This is a genomic window from Neorhizobium galegae, from assembly GCF_017877135.1.
Lineage (GTDB): Bacteria > Pseudomonadota > Alphaproteobacteria > Rhizobiales > Rhizobiaceae > Neorhizobium > Neorhizobium galegae_A.
On record NZ_JAGIPH010000002.1, the window covers coordinates 406,886 to 432,122 of the forward strand.

The 25,237-nt window shown below is 61.8% G+C and carries 22 protein-coding genes; 10 read left to right on the forward strand and 12 right to left on the reverse strand.

Annotated elements, in window-relative coordinates; all coding sequences use genetic code 11:
* Positions 1–134: 134 nt before the first annotated feature.
* The 7 genes from J2858_RS09460 to J2858_RS09490 all read right to left on the reverse strand — a co-directional run bounded on the left by J2858_RS09460 (position 135) and on the right by J2858_RS09490 (position 7,126).
* Positions 135–1,004 (reverse strand): protein phosphatase 2C domain-containing protein, encoded by an 870-nt coding sequence (locus tag J2858_RS09460; protein WP_210104541.1) that lies wholly within the window; start codon positions 1,002–1,004, stop codon positions 135–137.
* A gap of 6 nt (positions 1,005–1,010) precedes the next feature.
* Positions 1,011–2,054 (reverse strand): zinc-dependent alcohol dehydrogenase family protein, encoded by a 1,044-nt coding sequence (locus tag J2858_RS09465; protein ID WP_210104542.1) that lies wholly within the window; start codon positions 2,052–2,054, stop codon positions 1,011–1,013.
* Positions 2,055–2,157: 103 nt separating this feature from the next.
* Positions 2,158–3,219 carry an ABC transporter ATP-binding protein gene (locus J2858_RS09470; protein ID WP_210104543.1) on the reverse strand — a complete coding sequence of 354 codons (1,062 nt, stop codon included), beginning with the start codon at positions 3,217–3,219 and terminating at the stop codon, positions 2,158–2,160.
* 12 nt (positions 3,220–3,231) lie between these two features.
* A complete protein-coding gene (locus J2858_RS09475) occupies positions 3,232–4,014 on the reverse strand; it encodes an ABC transporter permease (RefSeq protein ID WP_210104544.1) in 783 nt (260 codons plus the stop codon).
* A complete protein-coding gene (locus J2858_RS09480; protein WP_210104545.1) occupies positions 4,011–4,901 on the reverse strand; it encodes an ABC transporter permease in 891 nt (296 codons plus the stop codon). The genes J2858_RS09475 and J2858_RS09480 overlap by 4 nt, the downstream gene beginning before the upstream one ends.
* Positions 4,902–4,996: 95 nt before the next feature.
* Positions 4,997–6,100 (reverse strand): ABC transporter substrate-binding protein, encoded by a 1,104-nt coding sequence (locus tag J2858_RS09485; protein WP_245365691.1) that lies wholly within the window; start codon positions 6,098–6,100, stop codon positions 4,997–4,999.
* Positions 6,101–6,235: 135 nt separating this feature from the next.
* Positions 6,236–7,126, reverse strand: coding sequence for a MurR/RpiR family transcriptional regulator (locus J2858_RS09490; RefSeq protein WP_210104547.1), 891 nt, complete (start codon positions 7,124–7,126; stop codon positions 6,236–6,238).
* Positions 7,127–7,295: 169 nt separating this feature from the next.
* On the opposite strand from J2858_RS09490, the gene J2858_RS09495 reads away from it, so the two are divergent.
* From J2858_RS09495 to J2858_RS09520, 6 genes are all read left to right on the forward strand, one after another.
* Positions 7,296–8,075 carry an N-formylglutamate amidohydrolase gene (locus J2858_RS09495; protein WP_210104548.1) on the forward strand — a complete coding sequence of 260 codons (780 nt, stop codon included), beginning with the start codon at positions 7,296–7,298 and terminating at the stop codon, positions 8,073–8,075.
* A gap of 102 nt (positions 8,076–8,177) precedes the next feature.
* Positions 8,178–9,752: an amino acid permease gene (locus J2858_RS09500; RefSeq protein WP_210104549.1), complete on the forward strand. Its 1,575-nt coding sequence runs from the start codon at positions 8,178–8,180 to the stop codon at positions 9,750–9,752.
* A gap of 73 nt (positions 9,753–9,825) precedes the next feature.
* A complete protein-coding gene (locus J2858_RS09505; protein WP_210104550.1) occupies positions 9,826–11,196 on the forward strand; it encodes a glutamine synthetase family protein in 1,371 nt (456 codons plus the stop codon).
* Positions 11,197–11,241: 45 nt separating this feature from the next.
* Entirely contained in the window at positions 11,242–12,621 is a 1,380-nt protein-coding gene (locus J2858_RS09510; protein ID WP_210104551.1) for an aldehyde dehydrogenase family protein, read from the forward strand.
* A 5-nt stretch (positions 12,622–12,626) separates the two neighbouring features.
* Positions 12,627–13,772, forward strand: coding sequence for an iron-containing alcohol dehydrogenase (locus tag J2858_RS09515; protein ID WP_210104552.1), 1,146 nt, complete (start codon positions 12,627–12,629; stop codon positions 13,770–13,772).
* A 229-nt stretch (positions 13,773–14,001) separates the two neighbouring features.
* Complete coding sequence (locus J2858_RS09520) at positions 14,002–14,718, forward strand: ParA family protein (RefSeq protein ID WP_210104553.1); 717 nt, start codon at positions 14,002–14,004, stop codon at positions 14,716–14,718.
* An 81-nt stretch (positions 14,719–14,799) separates the two neighbouring features.
* Here J2858_RS09520 and J2858_RS09525 read toward each other — a convergent pair whose 3' ends face one another.
* Positions 14,800–16,200 (reverse strand): L,D-transpeptidase family protein, encoded by a 1,401-nt coding sequence (locus J2858_RS09525; RefSeq protein ID WP_348635466.1) that lies wholly within the window; start codon positions 16,198–16,200, stop codon positions 14,800–14,802.
* 185 nt (positions 16,201–16,385) lie between these two features.
* On the opposite strand from J2858_RS09525, the gene J2858_RS09530 reads away from it, so the two are divergent.
* From J2858_RS09530 to J2858_RS09540, 3 genes are all read left to right on the forward strand, one after another.
* Positions 16,386–17,225 (forward strand): DUF4432 family protein, encoded by an 840-nt coding sequence (locus tag J2858_RS09530; RefSeq protein WP_210104554.1) that lies wholly within the window; start codon positions 16,386–16,388, stop codon positions 17,223–17,225.
* A 75-nt stretch (positions 17,226–17,300) separates the two neighbouring features.
* Entirely contained in the window at positions 17,301–17,639 is a 339-nt protein-coding gene (locus tag J2858_RS09535) for a TIGR01244 family sulfur transferase (protein WP_210104555.1), read from the forward strand.
* Positions 17,640–17,699: 60 nt separating this feature from the next.
* Entirely contained in the window at positions 17,700–18,041 is a 342-nt protein-coding gene (locus J2858_RS09540; RefSeq protein WP_210104556.1) for a RidA family protein, read from the forward strand.
* A 172-nt stretch (positions 18,042–18,213) separates the two neighbouring features.
* Here the strand turns inward: J2858_RS09540 and J2858_RS09545 are convergent, their stop codons facing one another.
* The 4 genes from J2858_RS09545 to J2858_RS09560 form a co-directional block, all read right to left on the reverse strand.
* On the reverse strand, positions 18,214–18,864 hold the full coding sequence (locus J2858_RS09545; RefSeq protein ID WP_210104557.1) for a pyridoxamine 5'-phosphate oxidase family protein: 651 nt from the start codon (positions 18,862–18,864) through the stop codon (positions 18,214–18,216).
* 103 nt (positions 18,865–18,967) lie between these two features.
* Complete coding sequence (locus J2858_RS09550; protein ID WP_210104558.1) at positions 18,968–20,623, reverse strand: thiamine pyrophosphate-binding protein; 1,656 nt, start codon at positions 20,621–20,623, stop codon at positions 18,968–18,970.
* A complete protein-coding gene (locus J2858_RS09555) occupies positions 20,620–21,825 on the reverse strand; it encodes a CaiB/BaiF CoA transferase family protein (RefSeq protein WP_210104559.1) in 1,206 nt (401 codons plus the stop codon). The genes J2858_RS09550 and J2858_RS09555 overlap by 4 nt, the downstream gene beginning before the upstream one ends.
* A 227-nt stretch (positions 21,826–22,052) precedes the next feature.
* Complete coding sequence (locus tag J2858_RS09560; protein WP_210104560.1) at positions 22,053–23,015, reverse strand: alpha/beta hydrolase; 963 nt, start codon at positions 23,013–23,015, stop codon at positions 22,053–22,055.
* A 90-nt stretch (positions 23,016–23,105) separates the two neighbouring features.
* On the opposite strand from J2858_RS09560, the gene ettA reads away from it, so the two are divergent.
* On the forward strand, positions 23,106–24,755 hold the full coding sequence (ettA, locus tag J2858_RS09565; RefSeq protein WP_210104561.1) for an energy-dependent translational throttle protein EttA: 1,650 nt from the start codon (positions 23,106–23,108) through the stop codon (positions 24,753–24,755).
* Positions 24,756–25,237 lie beyond the last annotated feature (482 nt).

Genomic DNA, 25,237 nt, shown 5'->3' on the forward strand with positions numbered 1-25,237 from the left:
GGTGAACGCCGGGTTGACTGCGGCCACGCCGGCGCAACCGTAAGTGCCGGCGCACCCAAGGTGATCTCCTGCATGAGGTGCTTGCCAGTGTGATTCCGTCTTCAGGCCGAAGTGCTTGAAAAAAGGGATTTCCCTTACCCCTCCACCCGCACCAGGACTGCCGTCGTATCGTCACACTGCTTGAAGCGCGGATATTTTAGACCGTCCGGGTCCACCTCGCGTTCCAGATGCCGAAGCTCGGTAACGAGGGGCTGAAGGCCGGCGGTGACGGCGCGGCGCACGAGCGTGCCGGCGTCGCAGGTCTGGTAGAGGCTGACGAGATCGGCAAGTCCGTCCGAGCAGATGACGGCGGTCGCGCCTCCGGTGACCGGGATAGGTTGGCGCGCCAGATGCTCGGCCGCCTCCGGGACGAGGCCTAGCGACCAGACCCAGCCGTCCGGCGTGTTCTGGCGCTCGCGGTTGCGGCGCAGTTCTTCGAGCGTCTCGGGGTCGCCGAGGGCCGCCCCGCTTGCGCCGATGCCGCCGACACGCTCCACATGACGGCGGGCGGCGGCCTGTTCGCGGGCAAAGGCATCGGGCAGCGCGGTGAAGGTATCGGTCCGGCCATCGTCATGCAGGAGATAGACGACACTGTCGCCAAGCCCGAAGAATTCAAGCCCGTCTTCCGTGACGCGAAGCCCGGCAAGCGCGGCCAGCGGCCAGGCATAGCGGGGCTGCTCACCGGCGGTCGCATCGAAAATTGCGCGCGCATCGGCGCTGATGCGTGCCAGGAGGTCCGGCAAGGCGACATCGGGCGTCAGCTCCACGGCCATCCGCCGGGCGGCATAATCGGCGATCCAAGCGGCATCGCTGCCATAGTCGCTCATGAACTGACGGTCGCCGAGCCCGGTTGCGCCATCCACCACGAAGGCGGCAGTGCGATTGGAGCCGAGCCTGTCCTCATTGGGTCGGCCGGGCTTGCCGGCATCCGTCAGGCTGGCGATGACGTCGAGGCGAAAGGTCATGGGTGTTTACTCGAAACGATCGATGATGCTGATGCCGCTTTCGCGGAAACTGTCCATTGCGGGAAGCGCCTCGGCGGCATCGGTGAGGCAGATATGGCGCCCGATCAGCTTTTCCGGCGAGAGCTGGCCCGCCTCGATCATCGCGAGCATGGCATCGTAGCGCCAGGCCTGCATGCCGTGGCTGCCGTAGATTTCCAGCTCATGCGCAATCACCCGCCCCATGGGGATTTGCGGCATGGCATGGTCCGCTAGCATCAGGCCCACCTGCACGTGGCGACCGCGGCGGCGAAGGTTGGAGATGGAGTTGCAGCAGGTCTGCGGATGGCCGAGCGCATCGACGGAAACATGTGCACCGCCGCTGGTCGCATCCCGAACGGCCTCTGCCACATCTGTCACGCTGCGGCTGTTGATGGTGACCTCTGCGCCGAGCTCGCGCGCCAAGGCCAGCTTGTCTTCGGCAATGTCGATCGCCACCACGCGCGCGCCAAGCCCGCGCCCGATCATGATGGCCGAGAGGCCGACGCCGCCGCAACCATGGACGGCCAGCCACTCACCGCCCTTCAGCCGCCCCTGATCCACCACCGCCCGAAACGAGGTGGCAAAGCGGCAGCCAAGGCTTGCCGCCGTCGCATAGGACATGGCCTCCGGTAACGCGACGAGGTTCTGCTCGGCATGGTCGATCGCGACATATTCGGCAAACGATCCCCAATGGGTAAAGCCGGGCTGGAACTGCGTTTCGCATACCTGTTGATTGCCGGAGCGGCATTCGTGGCAGTGGCCGCAGCCGGACACGAAGGGCACGGTGACGCGGTCGCCCACCTTGAAGCGGGTGACGTCCCGTCCGGTCGCGGCAATCGTGCCGGCAAATTCATGGCCCGGCACATGCGGCAGCGTGATGTCCGTGTCATGGCCCATCCAGCCATGCCAGTCGCTGCGGCAAAGCCCGGTCGCCTTCACGGCAATCACCACGCCATCATGTGACGGGGTCGGATCGGGCAGGGTGGCAACCTTGGGCGTTTCGCCAAAGCGTTCGAAATAAAGTGCGCGCATCCTGCCATCCCTTGTCTAGAATCGGGCTATCCGTAGCCCGATTTGCCCGCCGGTGAAAAGCCGCAAAGATGAGATGCGATGCGCCGCGCTTGCGCAAAAACAGTCAGTCGCCGAGCACCATCAGGCCATCGGGCTGCAGCGAAAGGGACACGGTTTCGCCGGCCTTCGGGATCTGGGCGGAGGCCTGGTTGAACATATCGAAGGAGATGATATTGCCGCCGGCATCGACCTTGGTGCGCACCACCGAACCGAGGAAGTTCGATGACAGCACTGTTCCGGTCACGGCCGCGGGCCCGGTCGAAGGGCCGGCAATGGTGGCCGCTTCCGGGCGGAAGGCGATAGAGATCGACTGGCCATCGCTCTTGCCGGTAATCGGTTGCGGCAGGCTCACCACCTCCTCGCCGATCTTGACGGTTCCCGTGGCGGCATTGACGAGGATTGCCTCGATGACGTTCAGCGTGCCGACGAAGTTGGCGACGAAGCGCGTGGTCGGGCGGTTGTAGATTTCGCCCGGCGTGCCGATCTGGTCGGCCTTGCCGGCATTCATCACGACGATCCGATCAGAGATGGACAGGGCCTCTTCCTGGTCGTGCGTCACGAAGACGGTGGTAATTCCGAGCTGGCGCTGGATCTGCCGGATTTCCTCGCGCAGCGACACGCGGATCTTGGCATCGAGCGCCGAGAGCGGCTCGTCGAGCAGAAGCACCTGCGGCTTTGGCGCAAGCGCGCGCGCGAGCGCCACACGCTGCTGCTGGCCGCCGGACATCTGGTAAGGATAGCGATCGGACAGATGCTCGAGGTGAATGAGTTTCAGCATCTCCTTCACGCGGGCATCTATCTCGCTCTTCGGCTTGCCGGCCACCTTCAGGCCGAAGGCAACGTTGTCGAAGACGCTCATATTGGGAAACAGCGCATAGGCCTGGAACACCATGCCGATATTGCGCTGGTTGGGGCGCAGGTTCGTCTGGTCCTTGCCGGCAATCTCGATCGTGCCGCCGGTCGGGATCTCGAAGCCGGCAATCATGCGCAGCACCGTGGTCTTGCCGCAGCCGGACGGGCCAAGGAAGGAGATGAACTCGCCCTTTTCGATCGTCATGTTGAAATCATGCACGACCTTCACGGAGCCGAAGGATTTTTGCAGATGGGTGAGGGTCAGGAAACTCATGGATAAAAATCCTCAAACCGGGCGCTGCGCGGATTTCTGGAAGCGCGAGACAAGCTGGATCAGGCCCAGGCAGCCCCAGGTGATGGCAAAGGCAATGACGGCAAGGGCCGCCGGCTCATAGGCACGGTTGGCGCCAAGCACCTGCATGTAGGGCCCAAACGCCGGGCGGTTGAGCAGGGCGGCCATGGTGAACTCGCCGATCACGATGGCGAAGGTCAGGAAGGCGCCAGACAGAACCGCCACCAGCACGTTCGGCAGTATGATGCGGGTGATGATCGTAAACCAGCCGGCGCCGAGGCTTTGCGCCGCCTCTGTCAGCGTCGTCACATCGATGGTGCGAAGCCCCGTATCCACCGCGCGGTACATGTAGGGAAGGGCAAGCATCGTATAGCCGGCGACCAGCAGCACATCGGTGCCGAGTGCTGTGCCGGTCAGCGGCAGCCAGCTCGAGGTGTTGTAGAGCCGGATATAGCCGAACACCACGACGATGGCCGGAATGACCAGCGGCAAAAGCGTAACGAATTCTATGTATGGCCGCAGGAAGGGCAGTTTCAGCCGCACCCAATAGGCGGTCGGCACGACCAGAAACACGCCGACGAGAATGGTCAGCAGCGCAAGCGTCACGGAATAGGAAAATGTTTCCTGGAAACGCGTATCGCCAAGCACCTTGGCATAGGCGTCGAAGGAATAGACGCCGCGGCGCATCTTCAGCGAGAAATTGGTCATGCCGATGAGCGGCAGGATGAAATAGAGGAGGCCGATGATCAGCGCTCCCCAGGCCCAGAAACGCTTCATCTCATCCACCTTTCGCTGCGGGCGCGCAGCCAGATGTAAACCGTGTTGGCAATGCCGGTGACGACGATCATGCCGAAGGCGAGCGCATAGCCAAGATGGGGATCGCCGAGCACATCGCCGCGGATCTGCGCAAACAGAAGGATCGGCACGATGCTGAGCGATGAGCCGGTGAGCGCAATGGCGGTAGCGACGGCCCCGAAGGCATTGGCGAACAGGAGCGCAAACGTGCCGAGGATGGAGGGCGTCAGGATCGGCAGTGCGACCATGCGCCAGTACTGCGCGTTCGTTGCGCCGAGAATGGAGGCGGCCTCGCGCCATTCCTTTTTGAGCCCGTCCAGCGCCGGCGTGATGATGAGGATCATCAGCGGAATCTGGAAGAACAGATAGGTGAGCGTCAGCCCCCAGAAGGAGAGGAGGTTGAAGCCGAGCATGCGCAGGTTGATGCCAAGCTCGCTCTGCAGGAAGACGGTGATGAAGCCGACGGGCCCAAGCGTTGCCAGAAAGGCAAAGGCAAGCGGCACACCGGCGAAGTTGGAGGCGACGCCGGAAAAGGTCATCAGCGGCCCGCGGATAGCGCGCGGCAGTCCGCCGAGGACAACGGCTGCTGCCGTGCCAAAGCCGATGAGGCAGCCGAAAAAGGCCGATGCCATGCTGATGCGGATCGAGATGCCGTAGGCAGCGAGGATCGAGGGCGTGAAGAGATTGCCGATATTGGAGAAGGTGAAGCTTCCGTCCGGCCGCTGGAAGGCGCCGATGACGATCTTCATCGTCGGCATGATCAGAAACAGCAGCACGAAGACCGCAAAGGGCAGAATGCCGAGCCAGTGCAGGGGCAGGCGCATTCGCCTCGCCGGGGAGGGCCCGGTCGGTGGGTTCGGTGACGTCATTCCCCTCGGTTCCGTTTTGGTTTCAGGCAACGGTTCTTGTTTTAAGAGTGCAACGCCGCCCCGGTGATTGCAACCGGGGCGGCGGCTTTCAGGTCTTACTTGACGTTGGCGCCGACGACGCTGTCCCAGGCGCCGGTGACGGCAGCCTTGTTGGCATCGACTTCCTCGAGCGTCGGGAAGTAGGCCTTTTCGTAGGCGGCGGCCGGCGGCAGCTTGTCGAGCAGATCCTTCGGGATCTTGTTGGCCTTGGCCATCGCGTTGAAGCGGATCGGGTGGCAGTAGCCCTTCAGCCAGCCGAGCTGACCGGCATCCGAATACAGGTGCTCCATCCACAGCTTTGCAGCGTTCGGATGCGGAGCGTAGGCCGAAATGCCCTGGACGTAGACGCCGGCGAGAACGCCGGAGGCCGGAACGACGACGTCAACCGGCGGGTTGCCGGCAAGCGTGTCCTTGGCGGCAAGGGCGTTGTAATCCCACATCACGACGATCGGGGTTGCACCCTGGGCGAGCGTGCCCGACTTGCCGATGACGGGCACGAAATTGCCGGCCTTGTTCAGCTCGCCGAAATACTTGAGACCGGCTTCGCCGGCTTCCTTGCCAGCCTTGGCGCCGCTTGCAAGGCCTGCTGCGAGAACGCCGAGAATGGCCTGGTTGGAGGCGCGCGGATCACCGGCAAGAGCAACCTGGCCGGCATATTCCGGCTTCTTCAGGTCGGACCAGTCCTTTGGCGTGTTCTTGACCAGATCCTTGTTCACGAGCAGCGACATGACGCCGTAATAGTCGCCGTACCAGTAGCCTTCTGCATCCTTGACGTTGTCGGGGATCTCGCTCCAGGTGGAAACCTTGTAGGGCTGAAGGAGGCCTTCCTTCTTCATCTGCGGACCAAACGCGAGGCCGACGTCGACGACGTCAGGCGCCTGCGGGCCCTTGTTGTCCTTGTTGGCCTTGATGGCTTCCACTTCGTCGGCCGAACCGGCGTCCGGGTTCAGTTCGTTCACGGTGATTTCCGGATACTTCTTCTTGAAGTCGGCAATCACGTCGCCGTAGCCGCACCAGTCGTGGGGAAGGGCGACGGTGGTCAGCATGCCTTCCTTCTTGGCAGCGGCGATGAGTTCGGCGCTCGGCTCGGCAAAGGCAAAGCTCGTCGATGCGACGACGATGGCCGTCGTCATGGACAGAAGACGTTGGGTCTTGGACATCACGTTTTTCTCCTCAAGGTTATGGTTGGTGGCGCGACAAGTAGAGGCAGTTCATGAATGGCATGTGACAGTATCACTTTCTGTCCCGCAAGCGTCGGTTCTGATGCGACGCGCGAATTTTCTCCTTTTTTCCAGTCATTTGTCCCGGTCCTTGGGCTCGGGGCGGCGAAACAGGCGGCTGCGTTCAAACAGCGCCTCCAGCGAATTCATGCGCTCGCGGGTACGCTCCCAGGTAGCGCTCTGCACTGCCTCGATGAGCGCTTCCACGGTAAACAGGGTGACGACGGAGGAATCCCAGGCCGATGGCGCCTCGATGGCCACCTTGAAGACATGGCGGGCGTGGCGGGCGACAGGTGAGGCCCACACATCGGTGAAGAGAATGATGATCACGCCGCTTGCGGCTGCCGCCTCGGCAAGCGTGGCCAGTTCCTGCTCGTAGCGGCGGATGTCGAAGATCACCAGCACGTCGCCGGCCGACATGTTCAGGAGATATTGCGGCCACGAACTGCGATTGGTCGAGATCAGCGTCGTCTTGGGCCGGATCACCTGCATATGGGTGAAGAAGTAATCGGCAAGCGCGCCGGTGATGCGTCCGCCGACGAAATAGATGCTGCGCTTGTCGTCGCGCAACAGATCGGCGGCTCCGTCGAAGCTTGTCACGTCGATGGTGGAAAGCGTCGCGCGCAGGTTTTCGGTCAGTGCGTCGGCAAAGCGATTGAGAATATGGGCGGTTGGAGCCCCGGCCGTCCAGCGGTCATGCTTGGCAATCGGGCTTGAAATTGTCGCCTCGAGATCCTGGTGCAGATGCGCCTGGAACTCCGGATAGCCCTTGTAGCCGAGCTTCTGAACCATGCGGGCAACCGTCGGCGTCGAGACGCCGGCATTGTCCGCCGTTGCCGTGATGCTGCCGAGCCCCGACATCGGATAGTTGTCGATCAGGCTTTCCGCCAGCTTTTTCTCGGCCGGCGTCAGCCCGTCATAATGCAGGCGTATCACGTCCAGCACGGTCTGCGTTTGTGACGTCACGACCTGTTGTTCCCCTTCCCGGTCTTTGCCGGTTTTGCGCAAATAAACAATCGCGGGTGGAGTGAGTCAATCCATTCACTGAAAAGATTTTTTCAGGAAGTGGTTGACGATGGACTGGGTTTGAAGAATTCTCTTCTTGTTGAAGTCTGATACAGGCGCGGAAAACCTGATGATGTTTGCTCAGACCGATTTTCTGACCAGCGCAGATGAAAGCCCGGTTGCCGTCGAGCAGCCGGAGGCTCGCGGACCTGTGCTTCTGGTGTGCGAGCATGCGTCGCGGCGTCTGCCGGCGCGGGTTGGAACGCTCGGTCTTTCGCAGGATGCGCTGTCCTCCCACATCGCCTGGGATCCGGGGGCGCTTGCCGTGTCGCGGCTGCTGGCCGCCGATCTCGATGCCTGCCTGATCTTCCAGCGCTTTTCGCGTCTGGTTTTCGACTGCAACCGGCCACCGGGCGCTCCGGGCGCCATTCGGGATGTGAGCGAAGTGTTCCGCATTCCCGGCAACGAGAACCTCTCGGAGGCGGAGAAGGCAGCCCGCGCTGAGGCGCTTTACTATCCGTTCCAGGGTCGGATCGCCGAGGAGATCGTCCACAGGCGCGACCGCGGGCAGGAGACGGTGCTGGTCACCATCCATTCGTTCACGCCGGTCTATTACGGCAAGCCGCGGGCCGTCGAAATCGGCATCCTGCATGACGAAGACAGCCGGCTTGCCGACCGCATGCTGCAGGCGGCCGATGGCAATGGACGCTTCCGGGTGGAGCGCAACGAACCTTACGGCCCCGCCGATGGCGTGACGCACACGCTTGCGCTTCACGCTTTGCCGGCCCGGCTTTTGAACGTGATGATAGAGGTGAGAAACGATTTGATCGATACGGAAGCCGGGCAAAGGGTCGTGGCCGGTTTTCTCACGGAGTTGCTGGCGAAAAGCCTTCGCGACATCCAACGATAAGATCCAGGGGAGCAGTTGGTGGCATGCCCGCGACCGTTGGGTCACGGGGGTTGAAACTGGGCGGCCGCAATGAAGCGGTCGACCTGATGAGAGGGGAATCTCATGTCCGCTTACACCGAAAATGATAAAAAGCAGGATGTTCAAATCCTGCATTCCATGGGTTACGCGCAGGAACTGGAGCGGCGTATGAGCTCCTTTTCCAACTTCGCCATTTCATTTTCCATTATCTGCATTCTGTCCGGTGGCATCAATTCGCTGGGGCAGGCGACCGCCGGCGCCGGGGGCGCTTCGATCGGCATCGGCTGGCCGCTCGGCTGCCTGATTTCCGGCATTTTCGCGCTTGGCCTTGCACAGATCAGCTCGGCCTATCCGACGGCCGGCGGGCTCTATCACTGGGGCTCGATCCTCGGCAACCGCTTCACCGGCTGGCTGTCGGCCTGGCTGAACCTGCTCGGTCTCGTCACGGTGCTCGGCGCCATCAATGTCGGTACCTTCTATTTCTTCTTCGGCGCCTTTGGGACGACCTTCGGCATCGAGGACACGCTGGTGCACCGCGTGCTGTTCGTTGCCGTGATCACCGGTCTGCAGGCCGCCATCAACCATTTCGGCATCGGGCTCACGGCAAAGCTCACCGACTTCTCCGGCTACCTGATCTTCCTGACGGCGCTTGCGCTGACGGTCGCGTGCCTCGCCTATGCGCCGAGCTGGGAGTTCTCGCGCCTGTTCACCTTCGCCAACTATACCGGCCAGCCGACGGTTGCTGCCGATGGCACGCTGACGGGAGCGGCCGTCTGGCCGAATGTCGTGTCCGGCGCGATGGCCTTCCTGCTCGGCCTGCTTTTGCCCATCTATACGATCACCGGTTACGACGCGTCCGCCCACACTTCGGAAGAAACCGTCAAGGCCGCCGAATCGGTGCCACGCGGCATGGTGTCCTCGGTGATCTGGTCCTCGGTCTTCGGATACGTCATGCTGTGCGCCTTCGTTCTGATGCTGCCCAATATGGAAGATGCGGCGAAACAGGGCTGGAACGTGTTCTTCTGGGCCATGGATACCCAGGTGAATGCAAAGGTGAAGATCGTGCTCTACCTCCTGATCTTCATCTCGCAGTTCCTGTGCGGCATGGCGACGGTCACCTCGCTGTCGCGCATGATCTTTGCCTTCTCGCGTGACAAGGGGCTGCCGGCCTCCTCCAAGCTTGCCAAGGTCAGCCCGCAATACCGCACGCCGGTTGCCGCGATCTGGACGGGATCGGTCTTGTCGGTTCTGTTTGTCTGGTTCACCTCGGCCATCACCATTGCCGGAACGCCCGCTTATTCCATCGTCGTGTCCTGCACGGTGATCTTCCTGTTCCTGTCCTTCATGATGCCGATTGCGCTGGGGCTCGGCGCCATCGGGACGGCGAAATGGCCGGCCATGGGGCCGTGGAACATGGGCGTTGCCACCTACAAGCTGGTCGCCGTTCTTGCCATCGTCGCGATGATCGTGATCTTCTTCATCGGCGTACAGCCGCCGAACGACTGGGCGCTGGAAATCACCGTCGGCTTCCTGGTGCTGACGGCGGTGGTCTGGTTCGCCTTCGAAAAGCGCCGCTTCCAGGGCCCGCCGATCGGCGACGCCATTGCAAAGCGCAAGGCGGAGATTGCCGCAGCCGAAGCGGCTGTCGGCGAGGCGTGATCGCCGCTTCGTCTTCAACCTTCATCCGCCGCCGCACCCGTGCGGCGGCTCCCTTTTCGAAACGGATACGTCCATGACCTCACCTTACACGTTCGACGACCTGAAGATCGATGTTGCCGCCGGACGGATTGATACTGTCATTGCAGCCCAGATCGACATGCAGGGACGCCTGATGGGCAAGCGCTTTCAGGCGGAATATTTCGTCGACAGCGCCTGGAAGGAAACCCACAGCTGCAACTACCTGCAGGCCACCGACATCGAGATGGAAACCATCTCCGGCTACAAGGCCACCAGCTGGGAGCAGGGTTACGGCGACTACATCATGAAGCCGGATCTGGCCACGCTGCGCAAGCTGCCATGGCTGGAAGGCACGGCGCTCGTGCTCTGCGACGTGCTGGACCATCACACCCATGAGGAAGTGCCCCATTCGCCGCGCGCCATCCTCAAGAAGCAGATGCGGGCGCTGGAAGATCTGGGCTTTGCCGCCTTCATGGCAACGGAGCTTGAATTCTTCCTGTTCGACCAGACGTTTGATCATGCCCGCGAGACGGGCTACCGCAACCTGCGTCTCTCCAGCGCCTATAACGAAGACTATCACATCTTCCAGACCACCAAGGAGGAAGAGGTGATGCGGGCGATCCGCACCGGGCTTCAGGGGGCAGGGGTGCCGGTGGAAAACACCAAGGGCGAGGCCTCGCCCGGCCAGGCGGAAGTCAATGTGCGCTACGCCGAGGCGCTCACCATGGCCGACCGCCACGTCATCATCAAGAATGCCTGCAAGGAGATTGCCTGGGCCAAGGGCAAGGCCGTCACCTTCCTTGCCAAGTGGAACGACAGGGCCGCCGGCTCGTCCTCGCATATCCACCAGTCGCTGTGGAGCACGGATGGCAAGGTGCCGCTGTTCTTCGACAAGGACGCCGACCACGGCATTTCCGAGACCATGCGGCACTACATTGCAGGCCTTCTCGCCTATGCCGAGGAGTACACCTATTTTCTGGCACCCTACATCAACTCCTACAAGCGTTTCGTCGCCGGCACCTTTGCCCCCACAAAGATCGTCTGGAGCATGGACAATCGCACGGCCGGTTTCCGCCTGTGTGGTGACCGCACCAAGGGCATCCGTATCGAATGCCGCATCGGTGGCTCCGATCTCAATCCGTATCTTGCCATGGCCGCATTGCTGGCCGCCGGCATCGAGGGCATCAAGAACAAGATGGAACTGGAGCCCGCCTTCGTCGGGGACGCCTATGGCGGCAAGGGTGTGCGCGAAATTCCCCGCACGCTGCGCGACGCGACCGAAAAGCTGCGCGCCTCGGCCATGCTGCGTCAGGCTTTTGGCCAAGACGTCATCGATCATTATGTCCGCGCCGCCGAATGGGAGCAGGAGGAATATGACCGCCGCGTCACGGATTGGGAGGTGGCGAGAGGGTTCGAGAGGGCGTAAAACGTCTCTCGGCTCGCCAGCTGATTTGGGTAACAGGAAACAACCATGTCGATGATTCAATGTATTTCGCCGATCGATGGCTCGGTTTATGCCGAGCGGCCGGCGATGGCGCTTGAGCCTGCCGCAGAGGCGGTGGCGCGCGCAAAAAAGGCGCAGAAGTCCTGGGCCAACCGCCCGCTGGATGAGCGTGTGCAGCTTGTGATGAAGGGCGTCGCGCGGCTGAACGAGATGGTGGACGAGGTGGTGCCGGAGCTTGCCCACATGATGGGCCGGCCTGTGCGCTACGGCGGTGAATTCCGTGGCTTCAACGAGCGCTCCAATTATGTCGCCTCCGTTGCCGCCGATGCGCTGGCGCCGATCCTTGTCGAGGACAGTTCTGCCTTCACCCGCCGCATCGAGCGCGAACCGCATGGCGTGGTGCTGGTCATTGCGCCATGGAACTATCCGTACATGACGGCGATCAACACCGTGGCGCCGGCGCTGATGGCGGGCAATACCGTGATCATCAAACATGCCGCCCAGACGCTGCTGGTGGGCGAGCGCATGGTGCGCGCCTTTGTCGAGGCGGGCGTGCCGGAAGACGTGTTCCAGAACCTCTTCCTCGATCACGCAACGACCGAAAAGCTGATCGCTTCCGGCTCGTTCAACTTCATCAACTTCACCGGTTCGGTGGCTGGCGGCCGTGCCGTGGAGCGCGCCGCAGCCGGAACCTTCACCGGCATGGGTCTGGAGCTTGGCGGCAAGGATCCCGGTTATGTGATGGAGGACGCCGATCTCGACGCTGCCGTCGACACGCTGATGGATGGCGCCACTTTCAATTCCGGCCAGTGCTGCTGCGGCATTGAGCGCATCTATGTGCACGAAAGCCTCTACGACGCCTTCGTTGAAAAGTCCGTCGCCTGGGTCTCGAACTACAAGCTCGGCAATCCGCTGGACCCGGAAACGACGCTGGGGCCGATGGCACATGCCCGGTTTGCCAAAACCGTGCGCGAGCAGGTGGCCGATGCCGTATCGCGGGGCGCGAAGGCGCTGGTCGATCCGAAGCTGTTCCCTGAGGACGATGGCGGCGCCTATCTGATGCCGCAGGTTCTGGTCGATGTCGACCATTCCATGACCTTCATGCGCGAGGAAACCTTTGGCCCGGCCGTCGGCATCATGAAGGTGAAGAGCGACGAAGAAGCGCTCTCGCTGATGAACGATTGCCAGTATGGCCTCACCGTCTCGCTCTGGACGAAGGACGAGGAGCGGGCCTCGCGCCTTGGCGCCGATCTCGAAACCGGCACCGTGTTCATGAACCGTTGCGATTATCTCGATCCGGCCCTCGTCTGGACCGGCGTCAAGCAGACCGGACGCGGCGGCTCGCTCTCCGTCCTCGGCTTCCACAACCTCACGCGGCCGAAATCCTATCACCTGAAGAAAGCCTGACCCTCATGAACATTACCGCCAACTGGAGCTATCCCACCGCCATCAAGCTCGGCCGCGGGCGCATCAAGGAACTCGGCGATGCCTGCAAATCGCTCGGCATGAAGAAGCCGTTGCTGGTAACCGACCGCGGGCTTGCAGGCATGGCGATCACGCAAGGGGCGCTGGATGCGATGGAAGAGGCGGGCCTTGGCCGCGCCCTTTTTGCCGAGGTGGATCCGAATCCGAACGAGATCAACCTGGAAGCCGGCATCAAGGCCTATCGCGATGGCGGCCATGATGGCGTCGTCGCCTTCGGCGGTGGCTCCGGGCTCGATCTCGGCAAATGCATCGCCTTCATGGTCGGCCAGACGCGGCCTGTCTGGGATTTTGAGGATATCGGTGATTGGTGGACGCGGGCGAACAGCGACGGCATCGCGCCCATCGTTGCCGTGCCGACGACGGCCGGCACCGGCTCGGAAGTCGGCCGCGCGTCCGTCATCACCAATTCCAAGACGCATGTGAAGAAGATCATCTTCCATCCGAAATTCCTGCCCGGCGTCGTCATCTGCGATCCGGAACTGACCATGGGCATGCCGAAGGCGATCACCGCCGGCACCGGCATGGATGCGTTTGCCCATTGCCTGGAAGCCTATTGCTCGCCCTTCTTCCATCCAATGAGCCACGGCATTGCGCTGGAAGGCATGCGTCTGGTGAAGGAATTTCTGCCGCGCGCCTATCATGAGGCGAACGATCTGGAAGCGCGCACCAACATGATGGCGGCGGCGGCCATGGGCGCGGTTGCCTTCCAGAAGGGGCTCGGCGCGATTCACGCCCTGTCGCACCCGATCGGTGCCGTCTATAACACCCATCACGGCATGACGAACGCCGTGGTGATGCCGGCCGTCCTGCGTTTCAACCGCAAGGCCATCGAAGACAAGATCGAGCGCGCCGCTGCCTATCTCGGCATTTCCGGCGGCTTTGACGGCTTCTACGATTATGTCATGGCGCTGCGCAGCGAACTCAACGTACCGGAAAATCTCACCGCCATGGGCATCAAGCCCGACCGGATCGATGAGCTTTCGGCCATGGCCATCGAAGATCCGTCCTGCGGCGGCAATCCGGTGAAGATGACGCTGGAAAATACCAAGAAACTTTTTGCCGACTGCTTCTGAGAGCAGGCCGCACGGTTTTACGCGTCGAAAAATCCGGGCCATCCGCCCGGTTTTTTCATGAGGTTCTGTCAGCAACACACCGCAACCTCAGTTCTGCCGGGTCATATTGATGGCCTTAAAATTTACCGATCATTAACCCTGTTTTTGCAAAGGTTACCGTCATAGGCACCATGTCATGAGGCGGTGCCGCTTCTGAGCGATGCGGCTCGATGACCATCGAGGACAAACTATGCCTGTGATTTCATTTGCAAATGCCAAAGGTGGTGCCGGCAAGACGACGGCGGCGCTTCTTCTTGCCACGGAACTGGCGCATCAGGGGCATCGCGTGACGCTGGTCGATGCCGACCCGCAGCGCTGGATCAGCCAGTGGCATGAAATGTCCGGCGCGGTGCGCAACATCACCATCATCACGGAAGTCACGGTTGCGTCGCTGCAATGTCACCTGCGCGAAATGTCGTCGGCGACGGATTACTTCATCATCGATCTTGCCGGGGCGCGCGATGCGCTGGTGACGACCGCCGTTGGGCTTTCCGACCATGTCCTGATCCCCGTCCAGGGCTCTGCCATGGACGCCAAGGGGGCCGCCCAGATCCTCGATCTTCTGGCGCTGATGAAGGAAAAGGCGGGGCTTGCCATTGCCCATTCGGTGGTGCTGACCCGTGTCACGCCGGTCGTCACCACCCGGGCGCTGGTTGCCATCAAGGGGCTGCTGGCCCAGCGCGGCGTCAACGTGCTGAACACGCCGATCGGCGAGCGCACCGCCTTTCGCGAACTCTTCGAAGTGGGCGGCACCTTGCACACGCTGGATGCGGCAAAGGTGTCAAACCTCGACAAGGCGCGCGAAAACGCCCGTCTGCTGGCCGAAGAGGTCAAGCGCCTGATGCCGACGCGCGTGGTGCGCACCGGTCTTCCCCGCATCATCGGCTTCGGTCGCCACGCGGCGTAATATTCCTCCGTCACGACTTATGAAAAAGGGCGCCCCGCGAAGGCGCCCTTTCTGATTTCGGCTGTGTGGCCGTCGCCAGCCTCAGTCGACGAATTCCACCACCGTGCCGGGCTTCACCATCTTGGCAAGCTCCGTCGCATCCCAGTTGGTGAGGCGGATACAGCCATGGCTGTTGGTCTTGCCGATCTTGGAGGGCTCCGGCGTGCCATGAATGCCATAGGTCGGCTTCGACAGGGCAATCCAGACGGTGCCGACGGGGCCGTTGGGGCCGGGCGGGATCTGCAGGATCTGGTCGTTGTCGCCCTGCTTGAAATTGATCTTCGGATTATAGGTATAGCCCGGATTGAGCGCGATGCGCTGCACGGTATGGGTGCCGGTGGGCGAGGGGGTGTCCGACGAGCCGATGGTGGCAGGGTAGGCGGCAATCAGCTTGCCATCGGCGCCATAGGCGAACACCTGCTTCTTCGCCTTGTTTGCCACCACCCGCACGACATCGCCGGTTTTCGGCTGGCCGGGATTGACCACCTTGATCGTCGAGCCGGGGATGGAGAAGTCGACGCCGGGATTGAGCGCCTTGAGGTAGCCTTCGTCCATGTGAAAGCGTTCCGCCAGCGCCTCGCTGGTGGAGGTGTAGGACATGGCCGGCAGCTGCGCCTTGTGGGCATAGTCATCCGGGATGGAGGCGACATAGGGGCCGGCCGCATCGGCGGGCGTGATCGTGTAATTGACGATTGGCAGTCCGCCCGAATAGGAGAGGCGCTGCATGATGTCTTCGGAATTGTTCGGGTCGAGCGTCTCGCCGGTCATTTCCTGCCAGGCGGCAATCGCCTTGTTGACGTTGTCGCCGAGATGGCCGTCGATGACGCCGGGCGAAATGCCCTCGCGGTCGAGAAACACCTGCAGCGCCGTCACTTCCGCCTGCGGCTTGTTGGTGATCGCCATCACCGGCTTTTCGGCGCGCGGCACGATGCTCGGCTGCGGCATCGGTTGTGTTTCGAGCGAGGCCTCTTCCTGTCCGTCGTCGAGGATCGCGCCATCGGCATCGAGCGGCAGGCGCACGATGGAGCTGTCGCGCGGGATCGAGCCTGTGACGGCACCCGGCTCGCCCGGACGATACTGGCGATAGTCGCGGTAACCGCCATTGTCCTGCCGCGAATAGGTGGGCTGGGGCGGGTAAGCCGAACCATAGCCGCGCTGCGGTCTGGAAGGGTAGCCGCCATCGACCGAGTTGCGGTAGGTATCCCGGCGCATTTCCGTTGCCACCACATTGCCGAAATGGTCGATCAATACCTGTCGTCCCATGCGGTCGCGGCTGATTACGACCTCTCCGGCTTCGGGTATGTAATCGAGGATTTCCCCGGTCGGCGCCACGAGGACGGTGTCCGAGCGGGAACCGTAGGCGCCCTGGGCCGCTGCGGGCGAAAGTGCCGCGACCGAGAGGAGGAGAGCCAGACTGAGGCTGAACACTGAAGTGGACTTCACAATATCACCGATTCGAGATTACGACGTATAACGGCGGCACGCGCTGACACGTTCCCCGATTGCCGGGTCTTCCTCAGACAGGTCAAATTTGACGCCAGTAAGGAAGAATTGGCCATTGTGGTGAACGAATACTTAATTTTGAGAGTTTGTCACGCTTTGTTGAGGCGTCGCTGATGGAGGATGGAATGAAGGCATTTGTGGCGGGGCGGGGCCCAAAGCTGTTTCTTGACGAAACCAGCGTCCTGGATATCGGCAGTTGCATCGTCAACGGCATCGATGTGGCGCCCGGGCGAGCCATTCCGGATGATGGCGATCCGCGCATCGACCATTCGCTGGAGGGGTTTCTGTTTACCTGCGGGCCGGACCACATCCGCCATCCGCAAGCGATTAAAGGCGATGCCAGCGGCCGCAAATACCCCCTTCATGGATCCTATTCCGGCAATCCTGCGGAAATCCTGTTCTGGGATGCGCAGGGCGAGACTGCCGAATGCAAGGCGCGCGTGACGGTCAAGACGGCAGAGGGCGGCATCGCCCTTCTTGAGCGGCATGTGCGCATGGATGGCGAAAGCGGGGAAACCTGCCTCATTGACCGTGTCAGCAATGTCGGCTCGACGCCATTTGCCAGGGTTCATATGTATCACATGAATATCGGCGCCTGGCTGTTTGACGGCGACGTGCGCCTTTCCGGCCAGATGCTGGAGGGTGGCGGCTTCCCCTGGAATTTTGGCGAGGAGCCGGGCGGCGTCTTTTGCGTGCCGGCTGCCGTTGCCGGCGAGGAATGGGCGCAGGTGATGCTGGGCCCGATCGCGGCACTGGGAGGCGTGACGCTGAAGGTGCGCTTCAGGACCGATACGCTTCCCCATCTGCAGGTCTGGCGCAACCAGCGGGCGCCGGCGCATGTGCTGGGTATCGAGCCGGTGTCGCACCGCTGGGTGAGCCGCGAGGACCTTGCGGCCTCTGGCGAGTTGCAGATGCTGAAACCCGGCGAAAGCGTCGACTACGCCCTTCGCTTCAGCTTTTCCTGAACGCCCGTGTTTTCATTGACGCCCTTTGTCAGGCGTCGTAATTGAAACGCTCTTTGAACACTGGAGGCCGACATCATGGACATTCGCCAGATCAACGACGAATATTCCGTCACCGGGCAGATCACGCCCGCCGATCTCGACGACATCAAAGCCCTGGGCTTCAAGTCCATCGTCTGCAATCGCCCCGACGACGAAGAGCCCGGCCAGCCGAGCTTCGACGAAGTGGCAGCGCGGGCCCGCGAATTGGGCCTTGAGATTGCGCATGTGCCGGTGGGCCGCATGGGCGTCGATGCCGAAGCGGTCCAGGGCATGGTGGATGCGCTGGACGAGTTCCCGCGCCCCATGCTGGGCTATTGCCGTTCGGGCGCCCGTTCCAAGGCCATCTACGAAAAAAGCCTGCACATTCGCGGCTGATCGTCCTTTCCCGAAACCGTCATCGGTTTTCATCCCGCTCATTTTCATGAGGAGCATTCCATGAGCATCAAGCGTATCGAACCCGGCAAGCGCATGAGCGGCGCCGTCGTTCACGGCAACACCGTTTACCTCGCCGGCCAGGTTGGCGAAGGCACGTCCGTGACCGAACAGTCGAAGTCGGCCCTTGCCGAAGTCGATCGCCTGCTGGCGCTCGCCGGCACGGACAAGTCCAAGATCCTGCAGACGATCATCTATCTTTCGGACATGGCCAACTTTGCCGAAATGAACGCCGTTTGGGAAGCCTGGATCGACCCGGCAAACCCGCCGGCACGTGCAACCAGCGGTGCACCGCTCGCAACGCCGGATTACAAGGTCGAATTTATCGTAACGGCTGCTCTCTGAGCCCGATTTGATCAGTCGATGATGGCACCGCAGACATATAGCTGCGTTGCCATTTCATTAATGCATGGACGGCCATGAGGCCTGCCCGACGGCTGCCACACCAGCTTGTGGTTCAAGACGTCCGCTAACGGATCGTCTGCTCCTGTGCTTTGCAGGAAGAAAAACTGTATTCCTAATAAAGCGATCTTTTGTAAGCCTCTTCCAGATCATCATCCAGCTTGCGCTTTTCTGCTTCACCCTCCGGTGCTCCCGTCGTTTCATCGAGAATGATCTGGACGAGCGAAGGCATCTGCCTGCGATCCTGGAAATGCTCAGGGTTCCACAGATGCGACCGCCGGAAGGCCTTGGCGCAGTGAAAGAAGATTTCGTCGATGTGAACGACGATCGCAAGTTTCGGGCACCGGCCGTTGACTGCCATGCGGTCCAACAATTCCGGTTGCATCGTCAGCGTGGCACGCCCGTTCACGCGTAACGTGTCTTCAAAGCCCGGAATGATGAACAGCAGGCCGACATTCGGATTGCCGAGAACATTGGCGAGCGTATCCAGGCGGTTGTTGCCCGGCCGATCCGGGATCGCCAGCGTACTGTCATCCAGCACCTGAACGAAGCCGGCTGGATCGCCGCGGGGGCTGACATCAGTGCGTCCGTCAGCGTTCTGCGTGCCGATGCAGAGAAACGGTGAGCGGCCGATGAAGGCCTTCGCATGGTCGCTCAGCGTCTCCCGGCACTTTATGATGGCGAGATCATGCGTTGGCTCGAACAGGCTTCTCAGGCCGTCCTCATTCTTGATGGTAAACAGCGGGTCGGGTGAGAACGCTTGCATCTGTTTTTCCTCCCGAAAACCTTTGAGATGCGCACGACAATCAATCTGATGTACGTACCTCAAAAGGTTTATTGCGGCGGAAGATGCTTGTCAATCCAGGGAATCAAGCGATGGGTGTGCCCCGGATCTGGCTCAGCGTGCGGGTCGGGGTAATCGCTTCCGGTGACAGCATCACCTCGATGATGGCGGGCTTGCCGGAGGCGCGGGCGCGTTCAAAGGCGGGGCCGAACTGTTCGGTCTTTTCCACCCGCTCGCCGTGGCCGCCATAGGCTGCGGCAAAGGCGACGAAATCGGGGTTCACGAGATCCGTGGCGCTGACGCGGCCGGGAAAGTCGCGCTCCTGGTGCATGCGGATCGTGCCATAGGTGCCGTTGTTGACGAGCACGGTGATGATCGGCAGCCCGTAACGTACGGCGGTGATGAATTCCTGCCCGTGCATCATGAAGCAGCCGTCACCGGCAAAACAAACCACTTCACGTTCGGGAAACAGCTGCTTTGCCGCAACCGCTGCCGGAAGTCCGTAACCCATCGAGCCGGATGTCGGTGCCGACTGGGTGTTGAACGCCTGGAAACGGTGGAAGCGGTGCAGCCAGGTGGCGTAATTGCCGGCGCCATTGGTGAAGATGGCGGTCTTCGGCGTGTTTTCTTCGATCCAGGTCATGATCGGACCCATCTGCACGTCACCCGGTCCGGTTTCCGGCGGCGTCGACCAGCGCAGATAGGCATCATGCATGGCCGCTGTGCGTTCGGCCCAGACCGGCGAGGCCGGCGGCTGCAGATCGCCGATGGCGGCGACGAATTCGGCGGGACCGGCGCAGATGGCAAGATCCGGTCGGTAGATGCGGCCGAGTTCTTCCGGGTCAGGGAAGACATGCACGATCTTTTGCGACGGGTAGGGAATGTCGAGAAGCGTATAGCCGGACGACGGCATTTCCGACAGACGGCTGCCGAGCAGCACGATGAGGTCGCTGTCCTTGATTTCCTTCGACAGCGCCGGGTTGATGCCGATGCCGACATCGCCGGCGTAAGAGCTGTGCGTGTGATCAAACAGCATCTGGCGGCGGAAGGAGCAGCCGACAGGCACATGGAAGCGTTCGGCAAAGTGACGGAAGTCGGCGACAGCCTCTTCCGACCAGCCGGTGCCACCCAGAATGACCATCGGCCGGCGCGCGTCCCGCAGCAATGCCTCGAACTTCTGGATCTGCGATGGCCCCGGATGGTTTTCGACGCGCGTGTAAGGCTTGGCCTCAGGCGCTTCCACCAGATCGCGCAGCATGTCCTCCGGCAGCGTCAGGACCACGGGGCCGGGGCGGCCGGAGGTCGCGACGGCAAAGGCGCGGGTGACGAACTCCGGGATGCGCCGGGCGTCATCGATCTCACCCACCCATTTGGCAAATTCGGTGAAGGCGCGGCGGTATTCGACCTCCTGAAAGGCTTCGCGCTCGCGCGCATCGCGCTGCACCTGACCGATGAAGAGGATCATCGGGATGGAATCCTGCATGGCCACATGCAGGCCGGCAGAGGCGTTCGTGGCGCCGGGGCCGCGGGTGACCATGCAGATGCCGGGCTCGCCGGTGAGGCGCCCCCAGGTATCGGCCATCATCGCCGCGCCGCCTTCCTGGCGGCAGACCAGAACCTCGATGCCGCTGTCATAGAGCGCGTCGAGCACGGCGAGATAACTTTCGCCGGGCACGCAGGACACGCGCCGGACGCCATTTGCTTTCAGGGCCTCGACAATGAGTTGACCGCCGGTCTTCATGGGATCTGTCTTTCCTTCTGTCGTCTGTCGAGTTCTGCCAGAACCGCGCCGGTGTGCTCGCCCAGCGCCGGGCTTGGTCGGTGATAGGAGAGAGGTGTTCTGGAGAGCACGATGGGCGTCCTCACACCTGGGATCGTCGTGCCGTCCTCTGCCTCAAGGTCGATGCGAAGGCCACGCGCCGCAATTTGCGGATCGGCAAACATCTCCGCCACGGAATTGATCGGGCCGGCCGGAACGGCATTCTCGCCGCAGGCGGCAAGCAGATCGGCCTTGGTCCATTTCACCGTCTCGGCAATCACGGCCGCGCGCACGCTGTCGCGATTGGCCACGCGCGCCTTGTTGGTGGCATGGCGGGGATCGTCGGCAAAGGCTTCGATGCCGAGAATGGCCGAGAGCCGACGGAACTGGCCGTCATTGCCCACGGCGAGAATGAGGTGGCCATCGGCAACCGGCACAACCTCATAGGGGCTGATGTTCGGATGGGCATTGCCGAGTCGCACGGGCGCCGCACCCGAGACGAGATAGTTCATGTTCTGGTTGGCAAGCACCGCCGACATCACGTCGAGCAGCGCCATGTCGACCTGCTGGCCTTCGCCGGTCTTCATCACGTGGATGAGGGCCGCCTGGATGGCGGTGACGGCATAGATGCCGGTAAAAATGTCGGCAATGGCAACCCCGGCCTTCATCGGCTCTCCGTCCGGTGCGCCCGTCACCGACATGAAGCCGGACATGCCCTGCACGATGTAGTCATAGCCGGCGAGGCTCGCATAGGGACCGTTCTGCCCAAACCCGGTAATCGAGCAGTAGACGAGGCGCGGGTTGATGGCCTTCAGGCTGTCATAGTCGAGGCCGTATTTCTTGAGGCCGCCGAGCTTGAAATTCTCGATGAAGACATCGGCATCGGCGACGAGCTGGCGCACGATCTCCTGACCCTCGGGCGTGGAGAAATCGACCGCGATCGAGCGCTTGCCGCGATTGGTGGAATGGTAATAGGCGGCAGACAGGTTCTCGCCGTCCTTGCCCTCGACGAAGGGCGGACCCCAGCCGCGCGTATCATCGCCGCCATTGGGGTTTTCCACCTTGATCACGTCGGCGCCGAGATCGGCCAGCATCTGGCCCGCCCAGGGGCCCGCCAGCACGCGCGCCAGTTCGATCACGCGGATGCCGTTGAGGGGTGGTGTGTTGTGGGTCTCGCTGGTCATGTCTTCTCGCCGGTCTACGCATGCTGCGGTGTCAGTTGGTGTCCCAACAGGAAGATTGCTGTTGCCTCGGTAGTCCCCCTCATCCGCCCTCCAGCCAACCCTTCTCCCCGACGGGAGAGGTCTGCCGCGCGAAGCGGAGGCGGTGTGAGGGGCCGCGCGTCACAACAGGCGCCTTCCTTCCATCTCCCTCATACCGTCACCACCCGGTCGCGGCACTTGATATCTAGTCATGAGGTCATTCCCGCAACGGCAGGTGCCGCGGGTGTGGACAGATTTGCCGTGGCCCAATCGGCAAACTCCCGCATGGCCGCCTCGCGGCCGATCTCGTTTAATGTTTCGTGGCGCATCTCGGGGTAGATGCGTTTCGTCACGCGCGAAAAGCCGCTGGCGGCCAGACGATGCGACAGCGAGGAAATCGCCTTGCCGCCTTCGGTTGCCGGATCCTGTCCACCACCGACCAGATGGATCGGCAGATCCTTCTTCAGGCGCGCCAGAAGCTCTTGTTCGGTGCCGCGAAAACTCAAGGCAAACACATCGAGCCACAGCGAGATGGAGATATCAAAGCCGCAGAGCGGATCGGCGAGATAGGCGGCAACTTCGGCGCGGTCGCGCGACAGCCAGTCGGCTTTCGTCTGGTGGTCGGGCATGGCGCGGCCCCAGGTGTCGAAGGTGAGTTTCGGCAGCAGCAGGCTCGGCACGTCGGATCCCTTCAGCGCCCGTTCGGTCTTCAGAACCACCTGCGCCAGCCGTCCGGCGGCCCCGACGGCGAAGTTGGAATTCCACACGGCCAGTCCCTGATAGGCGCGCGGGTGGGAGAGCACGGTGTTGAGCGCAATCAGCCCGCCCATCGAATGGCCGAAGAGAAGGATCGGCAGGCCCGGATGAGTGGCTGCGGCATGATCGCTGACGGCCTTGACGTCTTCAATCACCTTGTCGACGCCGTCCGTGCCGGCAAAGCGCCCCTGCGGCGCATCCGGCGCCTTCGTCAGCCCATGGCCGCGATGATCATGGGCATAGACGTGAAAACCGCAGGAGGCCATGAAGCGGGCAAATGGCTGATAGCGGCCACTGTGCTCGCCAAGGCCGTGGCAGATGTGCAGGATGGCTCGGCCAGCCCCCTCGGCGGGCGCATGTCGCACGGCAAGATCGGCGCCGGATGGGCTTTTCAGCCGTTTAACTGTCTCGAACATGCACTCTTCCTCCGCTTGCCGCATTGCTCCGGCGGCCCGTTTCGCCTAGATAGCGTCCAAACCCCCAAAGACGCCGGAGCAATTATCCCAATGGCACGTCAGTTTATTTATCACATGTCCGGGCTCAACAAGGCCTACGGCGCAAAGAAGATCCTCGAAAACGTCAACCTGTCCTTCTACCCGGATGCCAAGATCGGTATCCTGGGTCCGAACGGCGCCGGTAAGTCCACCGTCCTGCGCATCATCGCCGGCAAGGACAAGGAGTTCACCGGTGAGGCCTGGCTCGCCGAAGGTGCGACCGTCGGCTATCTCGAGCAGGAACCGCATCTCGATCCGGCCAAGACCGCGTTCGAGAACGTCATGGAAGGTGTGGCCGACAAGCAGGCCGTGCTCGACCGTTACAACGAACTGATGATGAACTATTCCGACGAGACGGCGGAAGAGGGCGCAAAGCTCCAGGACATCATCGACAGCCAGAGCCTGTGGGATCTGGAACAGCAGGTCGAGATGGCGATGGAAGCGCTGCGCTGCCCGCCAAAGGACGCGGACGTAACGGTTCTGTCGGGTGGTGAGCGTCGCCGAATCGCGCTCTGCCGCCTGCTTCTGTCGCAGCCGGACCTGCTGCTGCTCGACGAACCGACCAACCACCTGGACGCCGAGACCATTGCCTGGCTCGAAAAGCACCTGCGCGCCTATCCGGGTGCCGTGATGATGATCACCCACGACCGCTACTTCCTCGACAATGTCACCGGCTGGATTCTCGAGCTCGACCGTGGCCGCGGCATTCCCTACGAAGGCAACTACTCGGCATACCTCACGGCAAAAGCCAAGCGCATGCAGCAGGAATCCCGTGACGAAGCCGGTCGCCAGAAGGCCCTTTCGCGCGAACAGGAATGGATTGCCTCCAGCCCGAAGGCCCGTCAGGCCAAATCGAAGGCCCGTATCAAGGCTTACGAACAGCTGGTCGATGCGGCGGAAAACATCCGGCCCGGCGATGCGCAGATCATCATTCCGGTGTCCGAGCGACTCGGACAGGTGGTCGTCGAGCTTGAAGGCATCAAGAAGGGCTTTGAAGGCCGCACCCTCATCAACGATCTGTCGATCAAGCTGCCGCCGGGCGGCATCGTCGGCATCATCGGTCCGAACGGTGCGGGCAAGTCGACGCTGTTCAAGATGATCACCGGCCAGGAAAAGCCGGATGCCGGGTCGATCCGCATCGGCGACACCGTGCATCTCGGTTACGTCGACCAGAGCCGCGATTCGCTGGACCCGAACAAGACGGTCTGGGAGGAAATTTCCGGCGGTGCCGAAATCATCAAGCTCGGCAAGTTCGACATGAACTCCCGCGCCTATTGCGGCGCCTTCAACTTCAAGGGCGGTGACCAGCAGCAGAAGGTCGGCAATCTCTCCGGTGGTCAGCGCAATCGCGTGCATCTGGCCAAGATGCTGAAGGCCGGCGGCAACGTTCTGCTGCTCGACGAACCGACCAACGACCTCGATACGGAAACGCTGGGTGCGCTCGAAAGCGCGCTCGAAGCCTTTGCCGGCTGCGCCATCATCATCAGCCACGATCGCATGTTCCTCGACCGTCTGGCCACCCACATCCTCGCTTTCGAAGGTGATGGTCATGTCGAATGGTTCGAAGGCAACTTCGAGGACTACGAGCAGGACAAGGTCCGTCGCCTTGGCGCCGATGCGCTGAACCCGGGCAGCCAGTCCTACAAGCGTCTGACGCGCTGAACCTGACCGGCTTGATCGTCACTCGCGATCAGCGGGTGACGGTTGCCTCAGGGGCATGCCTTCCGGCTCGTGAAGCCGGCAACGGTTCGTGACAATAAAAAGCCCCGTGTGTTGCGCTGCAGCATGCGGGGCTTTTGTTTTCATTGCGATTTCAAAATTTCCCGCTCATGTCGCTTCACTATAACGGCGCATGATCCTGTGCGTTGTTATGCCGGAATGCGTCGCCTTTTGATGGTCTCAAAAATATGGAACGGAGTGACTTTGTGACTTCAAATCCCCTTTTAGAGATAGACTTCAAATGTATACAGATTTGTAGTGTTTCCGTTTTATTTTCCAGTGAAATGGACTGCCATGATTGGCAGCGGCAGACGATTCCCGCCCGGCGAGCATGAGGCTTCTCGTGGAGATGCAACGGAGGAGGGTGCGTTGTCGCCACTCGGAAAGCTTTCATTTCGCAAAACTCTGTCTTTGCTAGCTCTTGT